This is a genomic window from Brevundimonas subvibrioides ATCC 15264, from assembly GCF_000144605.1.
Lineage (GTDB): Bacteria > Pseudomonadota > Alphaproteobacteria > Caulobacterales > Caulobacteraceae > Brevundimonas > Brevundimonas subvibrioides.
In genome coordinates this window covers 242,989-262,475 of record NC_014375.1, presented here as the reverse complement: position 1 = coordinate 262,475, position 19,487 = coordinate 242,989, and the positions used below count along the sequence as shown (strand labels likewise).

Genomic DNA, 19,487 nt, shown 5'->3' with positions numbered 1-19,487 from the left:
GGTCGCCGGGGCGGTCGAGCGAATGCCAGGGGGCACAGACCAATGAACCGAACCCGATCGATCCTGCTTGCCGGGGTGGCCGTGCTGGCCCTCGCCCCGTCCGCCATGGCCCAGACCACGGTTCCGGCGCCCGCCGGCGGCACGCGGCCGGCCCAGACGCCGGCGTCCGTTCCGACGCCCGCCCCAGCCCCAGCCCCCGCGACGCCCCAGGCCGCGCAGGACGCCCCTGCCGCCGAACCGGCCGAGGCCGAGCCCTCCGCCGTGGGCGACGTGGTCGTGACCGGCAGCACCACCGAGGTCCGCACCTCGATCGACTCGGTCAGCTACAGCCTCGCCAACGACCTGCAGGCCACGACCGGCAGTCTCGCCGACGCCCTGCGCAACGTGCCCTCGGTGGACGTCGACCCCCAGGGCAATGTCTCCCTGCGCGGCGATTCCGGCGTCACCATCCTGGTCGACGGCCGCCCGTCGGGGATCCTGACGGGCGAGGGCCGGGCCCAGGCCCTGCTGCAGCTGCCCGCCGACCGCTATGCCCGTATCGAGGTCATGACCAACCCGTCGGCCGCCTACAGCCCCGAGGGCTCGGGCGGGGTCATCAACCTGATCACCAAGCCGACCGCCCCGCGCGCCGGCAGCCAGACCACCGGCTCGATCCGCGCCAACGTCGGCGACAACGGCCGCTGGAACCTCGGCGGCAGCGGCTCGTGGCAGAAGGACCGGCTGACCCTGTCCGGCGACCTCAGCTACCGGGCCGATCCCAGCCAGTTCGAGCTCAACCGCCTGCGCGAACAGCTCGATCCCGTCACCGGGGCGGTGGTCTCGACCACCCGCAACGACACGACCCAGGAGTCCGACCAGACCGGCACGGTCGCCCGTTTCAGCGCCGAGTACCGGCTGACCGATCGCACCCAGCTGACGGGAGAGGTACGCAGCATCGCCTTCCAGGGCGACGGGGACGTCGACAGCCTGTTCGAGACGCGAAACGCGGCGGGCGCCGTGACCAGCGCCTACCGCCGCGCGGGCGGTTCCGACTTCGACTATGCGAACTGGGGCGCGACCGCCCGTCTGCTGCATCGTTTCGACGACGCCGGCCATGAATGGTCCAACGAGCTGCGCTACGATTCCAACAGCATCGAGTCCGGCGGCCTGACCCTGACGGACTTCCTCGTGCCCGCGGGCACCGGCCTGGCCGAACGCACGGACCAGGACCAGGACCAGGTCACCCTGGGCTTCACCAGCGCCTATGTCCGGCCCACGGCCGACGGCGGCAAGCTGCGCCTCGGCTACGAGCTGACCGACGTGCGCCCGGACCAGGACGTCACCTTCCGCCAGGGCCCGTCGGAGGGGACGCTCTCCGTCGTTCCGGGCTTCAGCAACCGGTTCGAGGCGCGCCAGACCGTGCACGCCCTGTACGGCACCTGGGAAAGGCCCCTGACGGAGAAACTCTCGGCCCAGGCCGGGCTGCGGCTGGAACAGGCCGACATCGAGATCGACGACCTGACCGGCGGCGCCTCGGCGTCCCAGGACTATTTCCGCGCCTATCCCACGGCCCATCTGCAGTACCAGCTGTCCGAGACCGAGACCCTGCGCGCCAGCTATTCGCGCCGCATCCAGCGCCCCCAGCCCGCCCAGCTGAACCCCTTCGTGTCCTACGGCGACCCGCTGAACCGGCGCTCGGGCAATCCCGATCTGGAGCCGCAGGAAACCGACGCCTTCGAGGCCATGTGGCAGAAGCGGCAGGGCACGACCTTCTACCAGGTCACCGCCTATCTGCGCGACACCGACAAGGCCTTCACCGAGGTTGTGACGGACCTCGGCGGCGGAGTCTTCCTGACCCGGCCCGAGAACCTCGGCGCGCGCCGCGATCTGGGTCTGGAGACCACCGCCAACGGCGCCCTGCATCCGACCCTGCGCTACAGCGCCGGCGTCAATGTCTTCCGCCAGGAGATCGACGCAGCGGGCCTGCCCGGCGGCCAGGACCGCGAGGGCACCTTCGCCACCGGCCGCCTCAGCCTGAACTGGACGCCGACGGCCAAGGACTTCGTCCAGGTCTCGGGCTTCTGGCAGGGCGAGAGCCTGCTGGCCCAGGGCACGCGCGAGGCCGGCGGCATGCTCAACATCGGCTATCGCCGCAAACTGACCGACAGCCTGTCGTTCAATTTCACCGGCCGCGACGTGCTGAACTCGTTCAACAACACCTCGGTCTACGAGACGCCCCTGTTCCGCGAGCGGGCCGAACAGAACATCCGCCTGCGCGCCTTCTACATCGGCCTCAGCTGGACGCTCGGCACCGGGCCGCGCCGTCCGCCGGAACAGTTCGACTTCTCGACCGGTCCCGGCGGCGGCTGACCGGTTCCGGCCGGCGGTGGCTCAGGCGCGGGTGGTCCAGGCCATCCAGACCGCCACCGCCGCGATCCCGGCCGCCATGGCCCGACCGGCGACGACGCCCTGCATCCGCCGCATGACCACGGCCCCGGCCGAGGCGGCCCCCAGCACGATCAGGGTGTGGACCGCCACGCTGACCGCGACATGCAGTCCGCCCAGCGTCAGGGCCTGCACCAGCGGCGAGGCCCGGTCCGGCCGGATGAAGGTCGGCAGAAGCGCGACATAGAAGACGGCGGCCTTGGGGTTCAGCAGATTGCCGGTCAGGCCCCGCAGGAACAGCCCGCCCAGGGTCCGCCGGTCGGGCTCCGCGTCCGGCGCGACCTTGCCCGCCCCCGCCCAGGCCTCCCACGCCAGCCACAGCAGGAAGGCCACCCCGGCCCAGCGCACTGCCTGATACAGGCCCGGAAACGTCAGCAGGACGGTGGTCAGCCCGAAGGCCGCCGCGACCATCCAGGCCGTCAGGCCCAGGGTCACCCCGGCCACCGCCGCCATCCCGGCGATCCGCCCCCGCCCCAGCGCCACCAGCGCCAGCCAGCCCATGTTCGGCCCCGGCGTCAGCTCGATCAGCGACACCGCCACCAGGAACGGCAGCAGGACGGCGGGATCGACGGGAAAGGCGGCGTGAACCATGGCGGGACCCTAGCGCCATCCGCCCCCCTTGTGCGCCCCCCTGCCCGCGACCACCTTTGCCCCAGATCAAGGCGTCGCTTCATGTGAGGGCGTCTGAACGACGTCCGCCTCTCCGGGGAACCCAGATGAATCTCGACCTCTATTCCGACCGCGCCAAACAGGCGGTCCAGTCCGCCCAGTCGCTGGCCCTCGCCCGCAAGCACCAGCAGTTCGCCCCCGAGCACCTGCTGAAGGTGCTGCTGGAAGAGCGCGACGGCCTCGCTCGCAACCTGATCACCGCCGCCGGCGGCGACCCGGCCAAGGCCGCCGACGCGGCCGAGGCCCTGCTGAAGAAGCGCCCCCAGGTCGAGAGCACCAACAGCCAGCTCTATCTGGACGGCGCGACCGCCCGCGTCTTCGCCGGGGCCGAGGCCGCCGCGAAGAAGAACGGCGACGCCTTCGTCACCACGGAACGGATCCTCGCCGCCATCGCCCGCGAGGGCGGCCCCGCCGGCGACGCCCTGAAGTCCGCCGGGGTCACCGCCGACAAGCTGGACACCGCCGTCGCCGATATCCGTAAGGGCAAGACCGCCGACTCCGCCGGGGCCGAGGACGCCTATGAGGCGCTGAAACGCTACGCCCGCGACCTGACCCAGGCCGCCCGCGACGGCAAGATCGACCCCGTCATCGGCCGCGACGAGGAGATCCGTCGCACCATCCAGGTCCTGGCGCGGAGGACCAAGAACAATCCCGTCCTGATCGGCGAACCCGGCGTCGGCAAGACCGCCATCGTCGAGGGTCTGGCGCTGCGCATCGTCAACGGCGACGTGCCCGAGAGCCTGAAGGACAAGACCGTCATGGCGCTCGACATGGGCTCCCTGATCGCCGGGGCCAAATACCGCGGCGAGTTCGAGGAGCGGCTGAAGGCCGTGCTGGGCGAGGTCACGGCCGCCGAGGGCCAGATCATCCTCTTCATCGACGAGATGCACACCCTGGTCGGGGCCGGAAAGGGCGACGGGGCCATGGACGCCTCCAACCTGCTGAAGCCCGCCCTGGCGCGCGGCGAGCTGCACTGCGTCGGGGCCACGACCCTGGATGAATACCGCAAATACATCGAGAAGGACGCGGCCCTGGCCCGGCGCTTCCAGTCGGTCTTCATCGACGAGCCGTCGGTGGAGGACACCGTCTCCATCCTGCGCGGGCTGAAGGAGAAGTACGAGGTCCACCACGGGGTGCGCATCAGCGACAGCGCCATCGTCGCCGCCGCCACGCTGAGCAACCGCTACATCACCGACCGCTTCCTGCCCGACAAGGCCATCGACCTGATCGACGAGGCCGGCAGCCGCGTGCGCATGGCCGTCGATTCAAAGCCCGAGAGTCTGGATGAGATCGACCGCCGCCTTGTCCAGCTGAAGATCGAGCGCGAGGCCCTGAAGAAGGAGACCGACACCGCCTCCAAACTGCGTCTGGAGCGGCTCGACGACGAGATCTCGGACTTGCAGGTCGAATCCGACGCGCTGACCACCCGGTGGAAGGCCGAGAAGGACAAGGTCGGGCAAGGAGCGCAACTCCGCGAGACCCTCGATCGCCTGCGCGCCGAACTGGCGGCGGCCCAGAGGAACGGCGACCTCGGCCGCGCGTCGGAGATCGCCTATGGCCAGATCCCCCAGATCGAGAAATCGCTGGACCAGGCCGAGGCCGACGAGAACGCCGGCGGCGGCCCGCTGACGCCCGAAGTCGTCGACGCGGAACAGATCGCCGCCGTGGTCTCGCGCTGGACCGGCGTCCCGGTCGACAAGATGCTGGAGGGCGAGCGCGAGAAGCTGCTGTCGATGGAGGACGCCCTGCGGGGCCGCGTCGTCGGTCAGGACGCGGCGCTGGAGGCCGTCGCCGATGCGGTCCGCCGCGCCCGCGCCGGCCTCAACGACCCCAATCGCCCGCTGGGCAGCTTCCTGTTCCTCGGCCCCACCGGCGTCGGCAAGACCGAGCTGACCAAGGCGCTCGCCGCCTTCCTGTTCGACGACGAGACCGCCATCACCCGCATGGACATGTCGGAGTATATGGAGAAGCACTCGGTCAGCCGCCTGATCGGTGCCCCTCCGGGCTATGTCGGTTATGACGAGGGCGGGGCCCTGACCGAGGCGGTGCGCCGCCGGCCCTATCAGGTCGTCCTGTTCGACGAGGTCGAAAAGGCCCACCCCGACGTCTTCAATGTGTTGCTCCAGGTGCTGGACGACGGCCGCCTGACCGACGGTCAGGGCCGCGTGGTCGACTTCAAGAACACCTTGCTGATCATGACCTCCAACCTCGGCTCCGACGCCCTGGCCAACCAGGCCGACGGCGAGGATGTCGAGGCCGTGCGCCCCTTCGTCATGGACGCCGTCCGCGCCCATTTCCGCCCGGAGTTCCTGAACCGCATCGACGAGATCATCCTGTTCCGCCGCCTCGGCCGCGACCAGATGGCCGGCATCGTCCGCATCCAGCTGGCGCGTCTGGAAAAGCTGATGGCCGACCGCAGGTTGACGTTGTCCATCGACGACGGCGCCCTCGCCTGGCTGGCGGACAAGGGCTACGACCCGGTCTACGGCGCGCGCCCGCTGAAGCGGGTGATCCAGAAGGACCTGGTGGACCCGATGGCGAAGAAGCTGCTGGCCGGCGAGCTGGAGGACGGCTCGGTGATCGCCGTGTCAGCGGGGGCGGACGGGCTGGAGATCGGGAAGGCGCGGGTGCACTAGCCAGGCACCCCGCTTCCTTTCGTCATCCTCCGGCAAGCCGCGCCTTCGCGGCGCAGACCGGGGGACGCAGCGGCGCGCGGGAGCGCGAACCTGTCGCGGACACTGGCGGCTGACGTCGTGCCTGAACAGATCGCCTTCGGCGCCGCTGCGTCCTCCGGTCTTCGCTTCGCTACGCCGGAGGATGACGAAAGGAAGATGTGCGGATAGGTTGTGCGGTTGGGACGCACCGCACCTTCATCGCGACCTACGTCATGGCCAGCGGGCGGAACGGCTGGGTCTATATCGGGTCGACCTCGAACCTCCACGCGCGCGTCTGGCAGCACAAGACCGGGACCCATCCCGACGGCTACTCCGCCGAGCACGGCTGCGTTCACCTGGTCTGGTACGAACAGCATCAATGGGTCGTCGATGCGATCCGGCGCGAACGGCGCTTGAAGAAATGGATGCGCGACTGGAAGCTGAAGCTGATCGAGGACGCGAATCCGCAATGGCTGGATCTCGCGGCCGACTGGTATCCCGTCAACGATCCGAACTGGACCCCACCTTCCGAACACGATTGAGACCCCCGCGTCTCCACGGGGGCCTCCGGTCTCCTCGCCGCCGGGCGTCCCCGGCCTAGGGGTTGATGACGACCTTGACGCAGCCGTCCTTCTTTTCCTGGAACATCTTGTAGGCGTCGGGGCCGTCTTCCAGCTTGATCTTGTGGGTGATCAGGAAGCTGGGGTCGATCGCGCCTTCCTCGATCTTGCGCATCAGGGGTTCCAGATAGCGCTGCACGTGGGTCTGGCCGGTCTTCAGGGTCAGGCCCTTGCCGACGAAGGCCCCCATCATGGTGGGGATGACGCCGACGAAGACGCCGGGCAGGCTGATGGTGCCGCCGGGGCGGCAGGCGACGATGGCCTCGTTCAGGGCATAGGGGCGTTCCATCTTGCCGGCGACGGTCTCCTGGACCTTCTCCATCAGGCCGCCCGAGCCGTGGCTTTCCAGGCCGACGGCCTCGATCACCGAATCCGGGCCGACGCCGTGGGTCATGGTCTTGATCCGCTCCTGCAGGTCGCCCTCGGAGAAGTCGATGGTCTCGGCCCCGGCGTCGCGGGCCAGCTGCAGGCGCTCCGGCACCTGGTCGATGGCGATGACGCGCTCGGCCCCCATCATGAAGGCGGAGCGGATGGCGAACTGGCCGACGGGGCCGCAGCCGAACACCAGGACGGTGTGGCCGGGCTGGATGTTGGCGTTCTCGGCGGCCATCCAGCCGGTCGGGAAGATGTCGGACAGGAACAGGACCTGGTCGTCGGTCAGGCCGTTGGGCACCTTGATCGGCCCCACGTCGGCGTAGGGGACGCGCAGGTATTCGGCCTGGCCGCCCGGGATGCCGCCGTACATATGGGTGTATCCGAACAGGCCGGCGGTCGGATAGCCGGTCTGTTTCGCCTGTTCGGCCCCGTTGGGGTTGGACCGTTCGCACACGGAATAAAGCCCGCGTTTGCAATAGTCGCACTCGCCGCAGCTGATGGTGAAGGGCACCACGACGCGGTCGCCGACCTTCAGCTTGGTGTTGTCCTTGCCGACGGCGACGACCTCGCCCATCGTCTCGTGGCCCATGACGTCGCCGGACTTCATGCCGGGCACGAAGCCGCCGTACAGGTGCAGGTCACTGCCGCAGATGGCGCAGGAGGTGACCCGGATGATGGCGTCGCGGCCGTCCTGGATCTCGGGGTCGTCCACCGTCTCGCAGCGGATGTCGCCCTTGCCGTGCCAGCATAGCGCTTTCATGTCGATCTCCTCTGGGATGAGGAGGGGAAAGGCGCAGCGGCGCGGGCGGTTCCTCTGTCGGGTGTCCGACATCCGGCGTCGAGTTGTCCGCGCTTGCCCCGAATTCCCCAATCCGATCAAGGCCCGGTCCTCACAGGGAGCGTCCGGACGCGCCTGCATCGGAAACGCGTTTATCCTTTTGCCGTCCCGTTGCGAGGGGAAGGCGTCCTGGGCCCAGGACCCGGACGCGCGGCGGGGTCGATCGCAGGGCATGCCGGGGCGAAACCCCGGGTCCGGCGGCGCACTGGGCGTCGTCGCCTGTCGTGGGCTAAGACTCGGAAAGGGACAAATCGGGACAGCACCAAGGCGTCGGGGAAGAGGCCCCCGGCGTTGCCCGACACAAGACATCCCGCCCCCGAACGCTTGCGAAAACCGGTCGAGCGGAGCCAAGGCGACCACGCCGAAACTCTTCTACAGGCGGCCGTCGGCGACGGCGGCCGTCACGGTCCCGGGCGAGATCGCCCTGGCTCCGCCGCTTCCCCGACCCGTTCACAGCGGAAGAACGATGACGCACGGGCAGATGCCGTCTCCCTCCCCCTTGGGGGAGGGTGGTCGGAGCGCAGCGGAGACCGGGTGGGGAGGGCAAAGCGATACATCGTGCGGCCTTGCCTTGCCGCCCCCACCTGATCGCTTCGCGATCTGCCCTCCCCTGGGGGGGAGGGAGATGACCGCAAGCCCTCTCCGCGACTGAGGGCCTCAGATTTCCTGGTTGTAGGTCCCGACCTCGGGGTGGGCGGCCAGACGGGGTTTGACCTCCTGCTGGAACAGGGCGCGCATGTCGTCCTCGGACCGCATGGATTCGACCACGACGACCAGTTCCGGCTTGTTGGAGGAGGCGCGCACCAGCACCCACGACCCGTCTTCCAGGTGCACCCGCGCGCCGTTGACGGTGATGACCTCGACGATCTTGCGGCCGAGGATCGAGCCACCCTCGGCCCCCAGTTTCTCGTACTCGGCGACGATCTTGGCGAGCACGTCGTATTTGATCTCGTCGTCGCAGTGGGGCGACATGGTCAGGGACGTCCAGGCGTCCGGCAGCGACGACTTCAGCTCGAACAGGGTCTTGCCGGGGTTCCTGTCCATCATCTGCAGGACGGCGGCGGCGGCGACCAGGCCGTCGTCGTATCCGCGCCCGATCGGGTTCGCCAGGAAGAAGTGGCCCGACTTCTCGAACCCGGCCAGCGCCCCCAGTTCGGCGGTCTTGCGCTTGATGTAGGAGTGGCCGGTCTTCCAGTAGACGGTGGTCGCGCCGTTGGCCGCCAGGACCTCGTCGGTCTTGTACAGTCCGGTCGATTTCACATCGACGACGAAGGTCGCATTGGGGTGCAGGGCCGACAGGTCGCGGGCCAGCAGCAGGCCGATCTTGTCGGCGAAGATCTCCTCGCCGGTGTTGTCGACCACGCCGCAGCGGTCGCCGTCGCCGTCGAAGCCCAGGGCCAGGTCGGCGCCCGTCTCGCGCACCCGCTGCGCCATCTGCATCAGCATGGCGTGGTCTTCCGGGTTCGGATTGTATTTGGGGAAGGTGTAGTCGAGGTCGGTGTCCATCTCGATCACCTCGGCTCCCATTCGGCGCAGGGCCTCGGGCGCGAAGGCTCCGGCGGTGCCGTTGCCGCAGGCGCAGACGACCTTCAGCGGCCGGCTGAGCTTGATCGATCCGACCACCTCCTGAAGGTACAGTTCGCGGAAGTTCTCGACCCGCTCCAGCCGTCCGCCGGGCCGGGCGACGCCGGTTCCGGACAGCACGATCTCCTTCAGCCGGCCGATCTCCTCGGGGCCGAAGGTGACGGGCGGGTTGGTGCCCATCTTGACCCCGGTCCAGCCGTTCTCGTTGTGGCTGGCCGTGACCATGGCCACGCAGGGGGCGTTCAGGGCGAACTGGCCGAAATAGGCCATCGGCGACAGGGCCAGGCCGATGTCCAGCACCTCCATCCCGCCTTCCAGCAGGCCCAGGATCAGGGCCTGTTTGACGCTGATGGAATAGGACCGGAAGTCATGGCCGACGACGATGCGCGGCTGGATGTCGTTTTCGTGGACATAGGTCGCCAGGGCCAGCCCCAGGGCCTGGATGCCCAAGAGGTTGATCTCCTTCTCCAGGATCCAGCGGGCGTCGTACTCGCGGAACCCCGTCGGCTTCACCAGGGCGGTGGTCTCGTACTCGAACGTGTTCGGGACCAGGTCCTGGCGGGGCTTCGACATGCGGGCATCCTCGGGGAGAAGGGGTCTGACCGGCGCGGTATAGCCGCACGGCCGGGAGCGGACAACAACGCGCGACCGGTGGTATGGCTGCGAGATCGGCGTTGGGGGATGCGGACGATGAAGTCCTTGAAGGTGGCGCGCCTCGTGCTCGTCCTGTCGCTGGGGGCGGCGGGCGCCCAGGCGCAGACGGCGGCCGAGGGGCTTGGCGCCATGCAGGCGCGACTGGCGGCATCTGAAGGCTATGCCGGCGTCTTCGGCGTCTCGCGGGGCGGCCAGACCGGGGTGGCGTCCATCGCGCGGCCCGACGGTGCCTTTCCGGTCGATCCCTCGACGCCGGTCCGCTGGGCCTCGGTGTCCAAGATGATCACGGCCATCCTGGTCTTCCAGCAGATCGATGCCGGCACGCTCGCGCTGGACACGCCGGTCGCGACCTATCTGCCCGGCACGACCGTGGCCAATGCCGACCGGATCACCCTGCGGCAGCTTCTGGGGCACCGCTCGGGCCTGGCGGCGGAGCTGGAGACGCCCGACGGCCCGCCCGGCGACGCCCTGCAGTACTGCGGGGCGGCCAGGGCCGAGCCGGGGTCCGGCTTCTTCTACAACAACTGCGACACGATCGTGGTGGGCAAGGTGCTGGAGGCGGTGACGGGCCGGACCTTTCTCGATCTGGTCAACAGCCGCATCGGTGCGCCGCTGGGCCTGACGCTGACCCTGCCCGAGGGGCCCCGCGTCGAGGCGACGATGGAGGATGGCTCGGCCGAGCCCCGCATCTGGCTCGCCGACTTCGGCCCCGCCGGCGGCCTTTACGGCACGATCGGCGACATGCTGACGATCGACATGGCCCTGATCGAGGGTCGGCTGATCTCGGCCGCATCGCTCGACACGATGCTGACGGGCGACCCGGCCTCGGGCTATGCCGCGCTCAGCGTCTGGTCCTATGCGCCCGATCTCGGAGCCTGTATCGGCACGACCCGGCTGGTCGAACGCTATGGCGAGATCGGCGGGGTCCAGGTCCGCAACTTCCTCCTGCCGGACCTCAAGGTGGCGCTGGCCGTCTATTCCAACGATCACCGGACGACCTTCGGCGAGGTCTGGCAGGGGCAGGGGCAGGGGCTGTCGATCGACCTGATCCGGGCCGCGGCCTGTGGGGTGCCACCCGCCGCTTGACCGGGCGGAGCCTTTCGCCCTACCCCGGAGGCCTGTTTTCGGAGAGCCGCGACCCATGCCTCGACTGATCCTGTTGCGTCACGGCCAGAGCCAGTGGAACCTCGAGAACCGCTTCACCGGCTGGGTCGACGTCGACCTGACGGCCGAGGGCGAGGCCCAGGCGCGCCGCGGCGGCGAACTGATCGCCCAGGCGGGCTTCCGGCCGGCGGTGATGTTCACCTCGGTCCTGACCCGGGCGAAACGCACCGGGGCCCTGGCGCTTCAGGCCGCGGGCCTGTCGGACGTGCCCGTCATCGCCGACTGGCGTCTGAACGAGCGCCACTACGGCGGCCTGACCGGACTGGACAAGGCCGAGACCGCACGCCTGCACGGCGAGGATCAGGTCAAGATCTGGCGGCGCAGCTACGACATTCCCCCGCCCCCGCTGGAGGCCGGCAGCGAATGGGATTTCGATGCCGATCCCCGCTACGCCGGACAGGCCATTCCGGACACGGAGAGCCTGAAGACCACGCTGGACCGTGTCCTGCCCTACTGGAACGAGGCCATCGCGCCCCGTCTGGCGGCGGGCGAGGACGTGCTGATCGCCGCCCACGGCAACAGCCTGCGCGCCATCGTCAAACACCTGTTCGCCGTGCCGGACGACCAGATCGTCGGCGTCGAGATCCCGACCGGCAATCCGCTGGAGATCGATCTGGATGCGGCGCTGAAGCCGACCGCTGCGCGGTATCTCGACGAAGCCCGCGCCACCGCCTTGCCGGGACTGCCCGCGTGAGCGACGCCGCGGCCGATCAGGTCCATATGCGTCGGGCCATCGACCTGGCCCTGGCGCGGATGGGCGAGACCTGGCCCAATCCGGCCGTCGGCTGCGTGATCGTCAAGGACGGGATGGTCCTGTCGGAGGCCGCGACGGCGCCCGGCGGCCGCCCCCATGCCGAGGAACAGGCCGTGCCCGCCGCCGGGCCCGGCGTGGCCGGGGCGACCGCCTATGTGACGCTGGAACCGTGCGGGGCGCGGTCGTCCGGCCGGGCCTCCTGCGCGCAGTTCCTGGCCGAAGCCGGCATCTCCCGCGTGGTCGTCGCGGCGCTGGATCCGTCGCCCTTCGCCTCGGGCCGGGGCACCGAGCGCCTGCGTCAGGCCGGGCTCCGGGTCGAAACCGGACTGATGAAGGATGAGGCCGGCGTCCTGTCCGAAGGGTTCCTCCACCGGCTGGAAACCGGACGGCCGATGGTGCGGATCAGCGCGGACGGAACAGGCTTCGACGCCCGTTTCGCCGCCTCGCCCCGCGCCGATCTGGTGACCGAGCTCAAGCGTCTGGGTGAAGCTGGTTACACCCGACTGTGGACGGGTCCCGGCGAACTGGCCGACGCCCTGGCCGAGCAGGGGCTGCTGACACAGTAAGGGCGCTAACGCTCGCGACGCGTGCGCTCGCTGCTTGAGCGCATGCGGATTGTGCGCCCCTAGGTCCGAAGTCCCGGTCTGGCCGAAACGGGAGTCCTGCCCGCGCTCAAGCAGTGGGGCTCCGCGAGCCGAGCGCTAGCGCCCTAAAGGGTGTCCAGACGTGAAAAAGCCCGCTGCGGGGGATACATCGCAGCGGGCTTTCTCGCTCTCTGTGGAGCGGACGTTTCCTCCCCGAAACGCCTTCGTCCAGCGGCTGCGCCTTGCAGCGCCGCGCCGTTCGAGTGAGACCAGATGACCGATCGGCCGGGATCAAGTCAATCAAACCGCACGCCTTTTTGGGGCGAATTATCAGTTATCGACGATAAGTCACAACTTCAGGCGGGCATTCTCGACGAAGCGTCGATAATGCTGCGAACCGTTGTCACCAGTTCGTTTCTGGCCACCTTCATCTGGCCCGGCCGTTCGCTCTTCCACGCCTCGTTGTCGGTGACGCCCGCGGCCAGCTGGCGACCGGCGTCCAGATCCTTGATCGTGACCTGGCCTGCGGCGATCTCGTCGCCGCCCAGCATGATGGCGGCCGGTGCGCCCCGCCGGTCGGCGTATTTCATCTGGGCCTTCATGCCCGCCCGGCCCAGATACAGTTCGGCCGCGATCCCGGCGTTGCGGAGCTCGGACACGGCGTCGAGATAGGCCTGCATGTCGTCCTGGCCGAAAACGATGACCACCACCGGACCCCGCGCGGCGCCGTCCGTCCGCCCGGCCGCCCGCAGCGCGGAGGCCAGTCGCGAGACGCCGAACGAAAAGCCGGTGGCCGGCGTCGACTCGCCGGTGAAGCGCGCCACGAGATCGTCGTACCGGCCGCCGCCGCCGATGGAGCCGAACCGGACCGGCCGCCCCTTGTCATCGGTGGTGTCCAGCAGCAGCTCGGCCTCGAACACCGCGCCGGTATAGTATTCCAGTCCCCGGACGATCGTCGGATCGAAGCGGACCGCGTCCTGCCCGACCCGCATGGCGCCGAGGGCCCGGTCGATCCCGGCCAGTTCCTCCAGCGCCGCCTCGCCGGCCGCGCCCAGGCCGCCCGAGCGGGCGATGGCGTCCAGCGTCTCGGCTCGCGTACGGTCGCCGTCTCCCGCCGATCCGAGAAAGGCCTCGATCGTGGCCGCCACGCCGAGCGGCAGGTTCGCCCCCTTGGTGTAGTCGCCGCTCTCGTCCAGCCGACCCTCGCCGAGCAGGGCGGCGACACCCTGCCAGCCCAGCCGGTCGAACTTGTCGATGGCCCGCAGCGCCGTCAGCCGTTGACCGGGATCGGTGACCCCGCCCGCCTCGAACAGCCCGTCGAACAGCTTGCGGTTCGACACGCGCACGACGGCCTGTCCCGGCTGAAGGCCGGCAGCCTGCAGGCCCTCGCAGGCCATGGCGATGATCTCGGCGTCGGCCTCGGGACGGTCGGAGCCGACGGTGTCGGCATCGCACTGGGTGAATTCCCGGAAGCGCCCCGGGCCGGGCTTCTCGTTGCGCCACACCGGCCCGAAGGCGTAGCGGCGGAATGGCTTGGGCAGCGTCTCCCAGTTCTGCGCCGCGAACCGGGCCAGCGGGGCCGTCAGGTCGTAGCGCAGCGCCATCCACTGGTCGTCGTCGTCCTGGAGCGCGAACACGCCCTCGTTCGGACGGTCGGCGTCGGGCAGGAATTTGCCCAAGGCATCGGCATATTCGAACGCGCCCGTATCCAGCGGCTCGAAGCCCCAGCGTTCGTAGACCTCGGACACGCGCTGGACGATCCGCCGTTCGGCGATCAGGCTCGGGCCGCGACGGTCGGCGAACCCGCGGGGGCTTCGGGCTTCGGGGCGGGCAGGGGGCGGCGCGGCGTCGGTCATGGCCGGGCTTCTAGAGGGTGCAGGCCCGAGGGTCGAGGGTCGCGCGGCCGCAGTCCGCCCCGCGCCTATCTGCGGATCGGGACCAGCCGGCCATAGGTCAGGCATCGCCAGGCCCATTCCAGCGGCCCCATCTGGAAGGCCGACAGCCACAGCGGCGACCAGATCAGCTGTGCCACCCACACCGCAGCGACGATGCCCCACAATCCGGCCGGCTCGACCGAGCCGAACAGGCGCGGCCCCCACGGCATGTAGAAGATCGTGGTCATGATCAGCGTCTGGGTCAGATAGTTGGTGAAGGCCATGCGACCCACCGGAGCCAGGACGCCCGTCAGGCTCCGGGCCCCGAACCGGGTCAGCAGGATCAGCATCGAGACATAGGCCAGGGTGATCAGGATCGCGAAGGATCCGGCCACCTTGTCCAGGCCTTTCGTCGGGTTGGCACCCGGCCCGGCGATCATCTCGCGCCATTCCAGCCAGCCCAGGGCCGCCAGGATGCCGCCGCCGACGAGCAGGATCAGCCCGTAGACCCAGGCCGGAGCCCGGCCGGTCAGGAAGCCGGTCTTGAACAGGCCCAGGCCGACCATCATCAGGCCCAGCGTGGGCCAGACGATCATGATCAGGCTGGCGAGCTGCAGGGTGAGCCAGCTGCCCACGTTCTGCGTCAGGGCGCCGACCAGGCCGGAGCGATAGGCGTCGATGCTGCTCTGGATGTCGGCCGGCGTCACCCTGGGGGTGTTGGCCTGCATCTGGCGGGCGAACTCCCCGCCCGCGTTGACCGTCGCGTAGCCGAAGCCGGCCTGAACGAGGCAGAAGACGGCGGTCATCAGCCCGCCGACCAGCAACAGCCTGCCGGGCGTCCACGACCGGCACAGCATCATGAACACGCCGGACCAGGCATACAGCAGCAGGATGTCGCCGAACCACAGCGCCAGGCCGTGGATCAGGCCGAAGATCGCCAGCCAGAACAGGCGGCTGCGCAGCAGCCTGCCCCGCGCCCTGTCGGAGCGTTCGCCGCCCACCAGGAAGATCGACACCCCGAACAGCATCGAGAACAGGGTCCGGAACTTGTCCTGGAAGAAGACCTGCACGATCCAGTGAGCCCACTGGTTGGCCGGCTCGGCCATCCACGGCAGCTCGACGGGTCCCATTTCAAGGGCGATGGGCCAGGCGAAGGCCATGGCATTGACCGCCAGGATTCCCAGGATCGCCCAGCCGCGGAGCATGTCGAGTTGGAAGATGCGGTCCTTCGGCGTCACGGGCGCGAGGCCTCCGGACGTCGGCGCGGTCAGCGCCTCGGCTGGCATGGACATGGTTCAGTTCCCCCGAAATGAAACCGCAGCTTTGCCGGGCGACGCGGGGTCGTAAACTGAATTCGGCTTAATGCGCCGGTAGCGCGGTCAGGCGCGCGGGATTTGTCCCATGACGCCCAGCCGGTCGCGGACCTTCTCCGGGGCGGGCATGAAGGCGAGGTAGGCGGCGCACAGCCCCGCCCACAGGGCATAGCTGACCCCCACCAGGATCGCGACGGGGAGGCCGCCCACGCCATAGATCAGGAGCACGGTCTCGGTCGATCCGACGGCCTCGAGCGGGTTGGCCGACCCGAACCAGCCCAGAACCATCATGGTCAGGGCCAGCACCACCTGCAGAGACGCGGCCAGCAGCCCGCCGTACAGCATGAAACGCCAGACGATGCCCAGACGCGTGGCGGGGCGACCCGTCCGGCGACGCTCCCGCGCGATCAGCCACAGGCCGAGGGGGACGCCGACCAGGCCGATCAGGACGGCCAGCAGCCGGAAATCGAACTCGCGCCCGGGAATCCAGTTCTGGGGGGGCCAGACCAGAAAGGTCAGGATGAAGGGCGGCCATAGCACGCCCGCCAGAATGGCCAGGGCGATGGCCGGTCGTGTGCGCCGCCAGGTCACGGCCGTCTGGCCGGGAAAGCGCGACGGCGTGTCGAACCGCCCCATCATCGGGTCGGGACGGGAACGTCGCCCGAATAGTCATAGAAGCCGCGGCCGGACTTGCGCCCCAGCCAACCGGCTTCGACGTATTTCACCAGCAGGGGACAAGGCCGGTATTTGCTGTCGGCCAGGCCCTCGTACAGGACGTTCATGATGGCCAGGACGACGTCCAGCCCCATGAAGTCGGCCAGCGCCAGCGGGCCCATCGGGTGGTTGGCCCCCAGCTTCAGCGCCTTGTCGATCGAGGCGACGTTGCCGACGCCTTCGTACAGCACATAGATCGCCTCGTTGATCATCGGAACCAGGATGCGGTTGACGATGAAGGCGGGAAAATCCTCGGCGTTGGTGGTCGTCTTGCCCAGGCTTTCGGCGAAGGCGACGGCCGTGTCGTAGGTGGCGGCCGATGTGGCGATGCCGCGGATGATCTCGACCAGCTTCATCACCGGCGCCGGCTTCATGAAGTGCAGGCCGATGAACCGGTCGGGCCGGTCCGTGGCCGAGGCCAGGCGGGTGATGGAGATCGACGAGGTGTTGGACGCCAGCAGGGTGTCAGGCCCCAGATGCGGGACGAGGTCGGTGAAGACCGCCTTCTTGACGGTCTCGTCCTCGACGGCCGCCTCGATCACCAGATCGGCCTTGCCGGCCTCTGCCAGAGTGGCCACGCCCCCGACGGCGGCCATGGCGGCATCGGCTTGGACCTGGGTCAGACCGCCCCGCTCGACCTGTCGGGCCAGACTGGCCCCGATCATGCCCAGCGCTACGGGCAGGCGCGTGGCGTCGACGTCGAACAGGCTGACCCGATAGCCGCCCAGCGCGACGGCCTGGGCGATCCCGGCCCCCATCTGGCCTGCGCCGATCACGGCCACTGTTTTGATCGAGGAAGTCATGAAGCGGTGGTCGGCAGCGGCGTTTCGCCCGGTCGGGGGCACCTTAAGAGGGTCGGCGCGTGGCGCAAGGCTGGAATCGTGCGGTGCAGCATGGCCGGACCCTGGTCCGGGCCTAGACGCCGCCGCCCAGAAGCATCGCCAGGGCCCCGCAGAACGGGGGCAGCAGGTAACGCTGCACGCCCGAAATGATCAGCAGGGCGATGATCGGCGTGATGTCGATGCCGCCCAGCGGCGGGATGAAACGGCGCAGCGGGGCCAGCAGCGGCGTGACCACACTATCCAGGAAGTTGGCCAACTGGGCCACGAACCGGTTGCGATAGTTGATGATGTCGAAGGCGAACAGCCAGCTCAGGATGGCCGAGACCACGATCGCCAGCCACAGCAGCTGGAACAGCGACGTGACGATGAAACAGATGAAAGCCGCGATGCCGGTGCCGATACCCACGATATGCTCCTGAACCTTGTTGCGCCTGTCCTAGCCGCCCCGGGCGCGAACGCCAAGGACATGGGTGTCGCGCGGGGGACCGTTGACACTGCCCGGCCGCGCCGCCTATGTCCCGCCTCGCCTTCAACCCGGAAACGGGGCCGTAGCTCAGTTGGTAGAGCGCGTCGTTCGCAATGACGAGGTCAGGGGTTCGACTCCCCTCGGCTCCACCATCCTACTTCGCGCCGCGCGCTTCGTAGGACGGACAGGTAAGGTTTCCGATGACAACACCGCCCATCCGCGTCGCCGCCGTCTATCGCTTTGCGGCGGTCTCCGATCCTGACTCCCTGCGGACCCGGCTCGAGGCTCTTTGCGGGGATGATGTCCTTGGGACCCTGCTGGTGGCGCGCGAGGGCGTGAACGGCACCATCGCCGGTCCTGATCCCGCCATTGAACGCGTGCTGGCCGGACTGCGCGCCGTGCCGGGATTCGCCGATCTGGAGGTCAAGACCAGCACCGCCGCGACCCCGCCGTTCCATCGCCTGAAGGTCCGGGTGAAGTCCGAGATCGTGACGATGGGACAGCCGGGGATCGATCCGGTTCTAGATGCCGGAACCTATGTCGCGGCCGCAGAATGGAACGCCCTGATCGCCGATCCGGACACCGTCGTGATCGACACGCGCAACGACTATGAGGCCGATGTCGGGGCTTTCGCCGGCGCGATCCAGCCCCGGACCCGCACCTTTCGCGAGTTCGCCGACTGGTTCGAGCGTGAGGGTCGCGCGATGCTCGACCGACCCGGCGGGGACGAGAGGGGGCCGCCCAGGGTGGCCATGTACTGCACCGGCGGCATCCGCTGCGAAAAGGCGACGGCCTATCTGAAGGCGCAGGGGGTCGCCGACGTGCACCACCTGCAGGGCGGGATCCTGCGCTATCTGGAGACGGTGCCGGAGGGCGAAAGCCTGTGGCAGGGCGAATGCTTCGTCTTCGACGAGCGGGTCGCGGTCGGCCACAACCTGGCGCAGGGCACCCACAGCCTGTGCCGGGGCTGCCGCATGCCGGTCAGCGAGGCGGGACGGGCATCGCTCGCGTTCGTCGAGGGCGTCTGCTGCGATCGCTGCCACGACACGATGACCGAAGGGCAGCGGGCCGGGGCGCGCGAACGGGATCGTCAGGTCAGGCTGGCCGCCGAACGGGGAGAGGCCCACATCGGCACCAGACAGGCCCTGCCGGGCGTCGAGCGGTAGCCCCCTTCAGGATCAGGCGTCCTCGTCGAAGCGCCGGGCCACAAGGTCGGACAGGGCCTCGATGGCGGCTTCCGCGTCCTGGCCTTCGGCGGTGATCTCGATCGAGCAGCCGTTGCCGGCTCCCAGCATCAGCAGGCCCATGATGGAGCGGGCGTCGACGGTGGTGCCGTCGCGGGTCACCTGGATCTCGGCTTCGAAACTGGACGCCAGCTTGACGAATTTGGCCGAGGCCCGCGCATGCAGGCCGCGCGTGTTGCAGATGTCGGCGATGGCCCGCACGGGTGGGACGGCCTGGCCCACGGCTATTTCTCGCCCGCCAGGACCCAGGAGGCCACGGAGATGTATTTGCGCCCCGCGTCCTGCGCGTGGGCCACGCAGGTCTCCAGGCTTTCGCGGGTCCGCACGCTGGCCAGCTTGATCAGCATGGGCAGGTTCAGTCCGGCGATGACCTCGGCATGGGTCTGCTCCATGACGGAGATCGCCAGATTCGACGGCGTGCCCCCGAACATGTCGGTCAGCAGGATGACGCCCGAGCCGTCGTCGACGGCGGCGGCCGCATCGACGATGTCGCGCCGGCGGCGCTCCATGTCGTCTTCCGGCCCGATGCAGATGGCCGCGACGCCCCGCTGGGGCCCGACGACGTGCTCCATCGCGGACAGGAACTCCGACGCCAGTCCACCGTGGGTAACGATCACCAGGCCGATCATGCCGACCTCATCCTGAAGGCGTTCAACTGCGAAGCATCCCGTTCACACTGCATCGGTGCCCCCCGGTCCGACCCGCAAGCGGGCC

At 69.1% G+C, this 19,487-nt stretch carries 17 protein-coding genes and 1 tRNA gene; 8 read left to right on the top strand and 10 right to left on the bottom strand.

Features of this window, described 5'->3' with window-relative positions; translation table 11 throughout:
- The first annotated feature begins 42 nt into the window (after nt 1-42).
- On the top strand, nt 43-2,349 hold the full coding sequence (locus BRESU_RS01395) for a TonB-dependent receptor domain-containing protein (protein ID WP_013267697.1): 2,307 nt from the start codon (nt 43-45) through the stop codon (nt 2,347-2,349).
- A 21-nt stretch (nt 2,350-2,370) separates the two neighbouring features.
- Here the strand turns inward: BRESU_RS01395 and BRESU_RS01390 are convergent, their stop codons facing one another.
- Nucleotides 2,371-3,015: a LysE family translocator gene (locus BRESU_RS01390; RefSeq protein WP_013267696.1), complete on the bottom strand. Its 645-nt coding sequence runs from the start codon at nt 3,013-3,015 to the stop codon at nt 2,371-2,373.
- Between the two features lie 125 nt (nt 3,016-3,140).
- On the opposite strand from BRESU_RS01390, the gene clpB reads away from it, so the two are divergent.
- Both clpB and BRESU_RS01380 read left to right on the top strand, forming a co-directional pair.
- The gene (gene clpB / locus BRESU_RS01385; RefSeq protein WP_013267695.1) at nt 3,141-5,729 is read left to right on the top strand and encodes an ATP-dependent chaperone ClpB; all 2,589 of its coding nucleotides are present in this window, start codon (nt 3,141-3,143) and stop codon (nt 5,727-5,729) included.
- Nucleotides 5,730-5,980: 251 nt separating this feature from the next.
- Entirely contained in the window at nt 5,981-6,289 is a 309-nt protein-coding gene (locus tag BRESU_RS01380; protein ID WP_013267694.1) for a GIY-YIG nuclease family protein, read from the top strand.
- Between the two features lie 55 nt (nt 6,290-6,344).
- Here the strand turns inward: BRESU_RS01380 and BRESU_RS01375 are convergent, their stop codons facing one another.
- Both BRESU_RS01375 and BRESU_RS01370 read right to left on the bottom strand, forming a co-directional pair.
- Nucleotides 6,345-7,502 carry a zinc-dependent alcohol dehydrogenase gene (locus tag BRESU_RS01375; RefSeq protein ID WP_013267693.1) on the bottom strand — a complete coding sequence of 386 codons (1,158 nt, stop codon included), beginning with the start codon at nt 7,500-7,502 and terminating at the stop codon, nt 6,345-6,347.
- Between the two features lie 735 nt (nt 7,503-8,237).
- Nucleotides 8,238-9,737: a phosphomannomutase/phosphoglucomutase gene (locus tag BRESU_RS01370; RefSeq protein WP_013267692.1), complete on the bottom strand. Its 1,500-nt coding sequence runs from the start codon at nt 9,735-9,737 to the stop codon at nt 8,238-8,240.
- Between the two features lie 117 nt (nt 9,738-9,854).
- Here BRESU_RS01370 and BRESU_RS16720 point away from each other — a divergent pair, with 117 nt between their 5' ends.
- The 3 genes from BRESU_RS16720 to BRESU_RS01355 are packed head-to-tail and all read left to right on the top strand — an operon-like array spanning nt 9,855 to nt 12,302.
- Nucleotides 9,855-10,904, top strand: coding sequence for a serine hydrolase domain-containing protein (locus BRESU_RS16720; protein ID WP_013267691.1), 1,050 nt, complete (start codon nt 9,855-9,857; stop codon nt 10,902-10,904).
- Nucleotides 10,905-10,959: 55 nt separating this feature from the next.
- Nucleotides 10,960-11,676, top strand: a complete 717-nt coding sequence (gpmA, locus tag BRESU_RS01360; RefSeq protein WP_013267690.1) for a 2,3-diphosphoglycerate-dependent phosphoglycerate mutase — start codon at nt 10,960-10,962, stop codon at nt 11,674-11,676.
- On the top strand, nt 11,673-12,302 hold the full coding sequence (locus tag BRESU_RS01355) for a bifunctional diaminohydroxyphosphoribosylaminopyrimidine deaminase/5-amino-6-(5-phosphoribosylamino)uracil reductase RibD (RefSeq protein WP_013267689.1): 630 nt from the start codon (nt 11,673-11,675) through the stop codon (nt 12,300-12,302). Before gpmA ends, BRESU_RS01355 begins: the two co-directional genes overlap by 4 nt.
- 374 nt (nt 12,303-12,676) lie before the next feature.
- Here the strand turns inward: BRESU_RS01355 and hisS are convergent, their stop codons facing one another.
- The 5 genes from hisS to BRESU_RS01330 form a co-directional block, all read right to left on the bottom strand.
- Complete coding sequence (gene hisS / locus BRESU_RS01350) at nt 12,677-14,176, bottom strand: histidine--tRNA ligase (RefSeq protein ID WP_013267688.1); 1,500 nt, start codon at nt 14,174-14,176, stop codon at nt 12,677-12,679.
- 65 nt (nt 14,177-14,241) lie between these two features.
- Nucleotides 14,242-15,486: a DUF418 domain-containing protein gene (locus tag BRESU_RS01345; protein ID WP_013267687.1), complete on the bottom strand. Its 1,245-nt coding sequence runs from the start codon at nt 15,484-15,486 to the stop codon at nt 14,242-14,244.
- A gap of 87 nt (nt 15,487-15,573) precedes the next feature.
- Nucleotides 15,574-16,146 (bottom strand): hypothetical protein, encoded by a 573-nt coding sequence (locus tag BRESU_RS01340; protein ID WP_013267686.1) that lies wholly within the window; start codon nt 16,144-16,146, stop codon nt 15,574-15,576.
- Nucleotides 16,143-17,024, bottom strand: coding sequence for a 3-hydroxybutyryl-CoA dehydrogenase (locus BRESU_RS01335; protein WP_013267685.1), 882 nt, complete (start codon nt 17,022-17,024; stop codon nt 16,143-16,145). Before BRESU_RS01335 ends, BRESU_RS01340 begins: the two co-directional genes overlap by 4 nt.
- Nucleotides 17,025-17,136: 112 nt before the next feature.
- Nucleotides 17,137-17,469 (bottom strand): YggT family protein, encoded by a 333-nt coding sequence (locus BRESU_RS01330; protein WP_013267684.1) that lies wholly within the window; start codon nt 17,467-17,469, stop codon nt 17,137-17,139.
- Nucleotides 17,470-17,605: 136 nt separating this feature from the next.
- Here BRESU_RS01330 and BRESU_RS01325 point away from each other — a divergent pair.
- A tRNA-Ala gene (locus tag BRESU_RS01325) sits at nt 17,606-17,681 on the top strand.
- A 48-nt stretch (nt 17,682-17,729) separates the two neighbouring features.
- On the top strand, nt 17,730-18,695 hold the full coding sequence (trhO, locus tag BRESU_RS01320; RefSeq protein ID WP_013267683.1) for an oxygen-dependent tRNA uridine(34) hydroxylase TrhO: 966 nt from the start codon (nt 17,730-17,732) through the stop codon (nt 18,693-18,695).
- 12 nt (nt 18,696-18,707) lie between these two features.
- Here the strand turns inward: trhO and BRESU_RS01315 are convergent, their stop codons facing one another.
- Both BRESU_RS01315 and BRESU_RS01310 read right to left on the bottom strand, forming a co-directional pair.
- A complete protein-coding gene (locus BRESU_RS01315) occupies nt 18,708-18,995 on the bottom strand; it encodes an HPr family phosphocarrier protein (RefSeq protein ID WP_013267682.1) in 288 nt (95 codons plus the stop codon).
- A gap of 2 nt (nt 18,996-18,997) precedes the next feature.
- Nucleotides 18,998-19,402, bottom strand: a complete 405-nt coding sequence (locus tag BRESU_RS01310) for a PTS sugar transporter subunit IIA (protein ID WP_013267681.1) — start codon at nt 19,400-19,402, stop codon at nt 18,998-19,000.
- Nucleotides 19,403-19,487 lie beyond the last annotated feature (85 nt).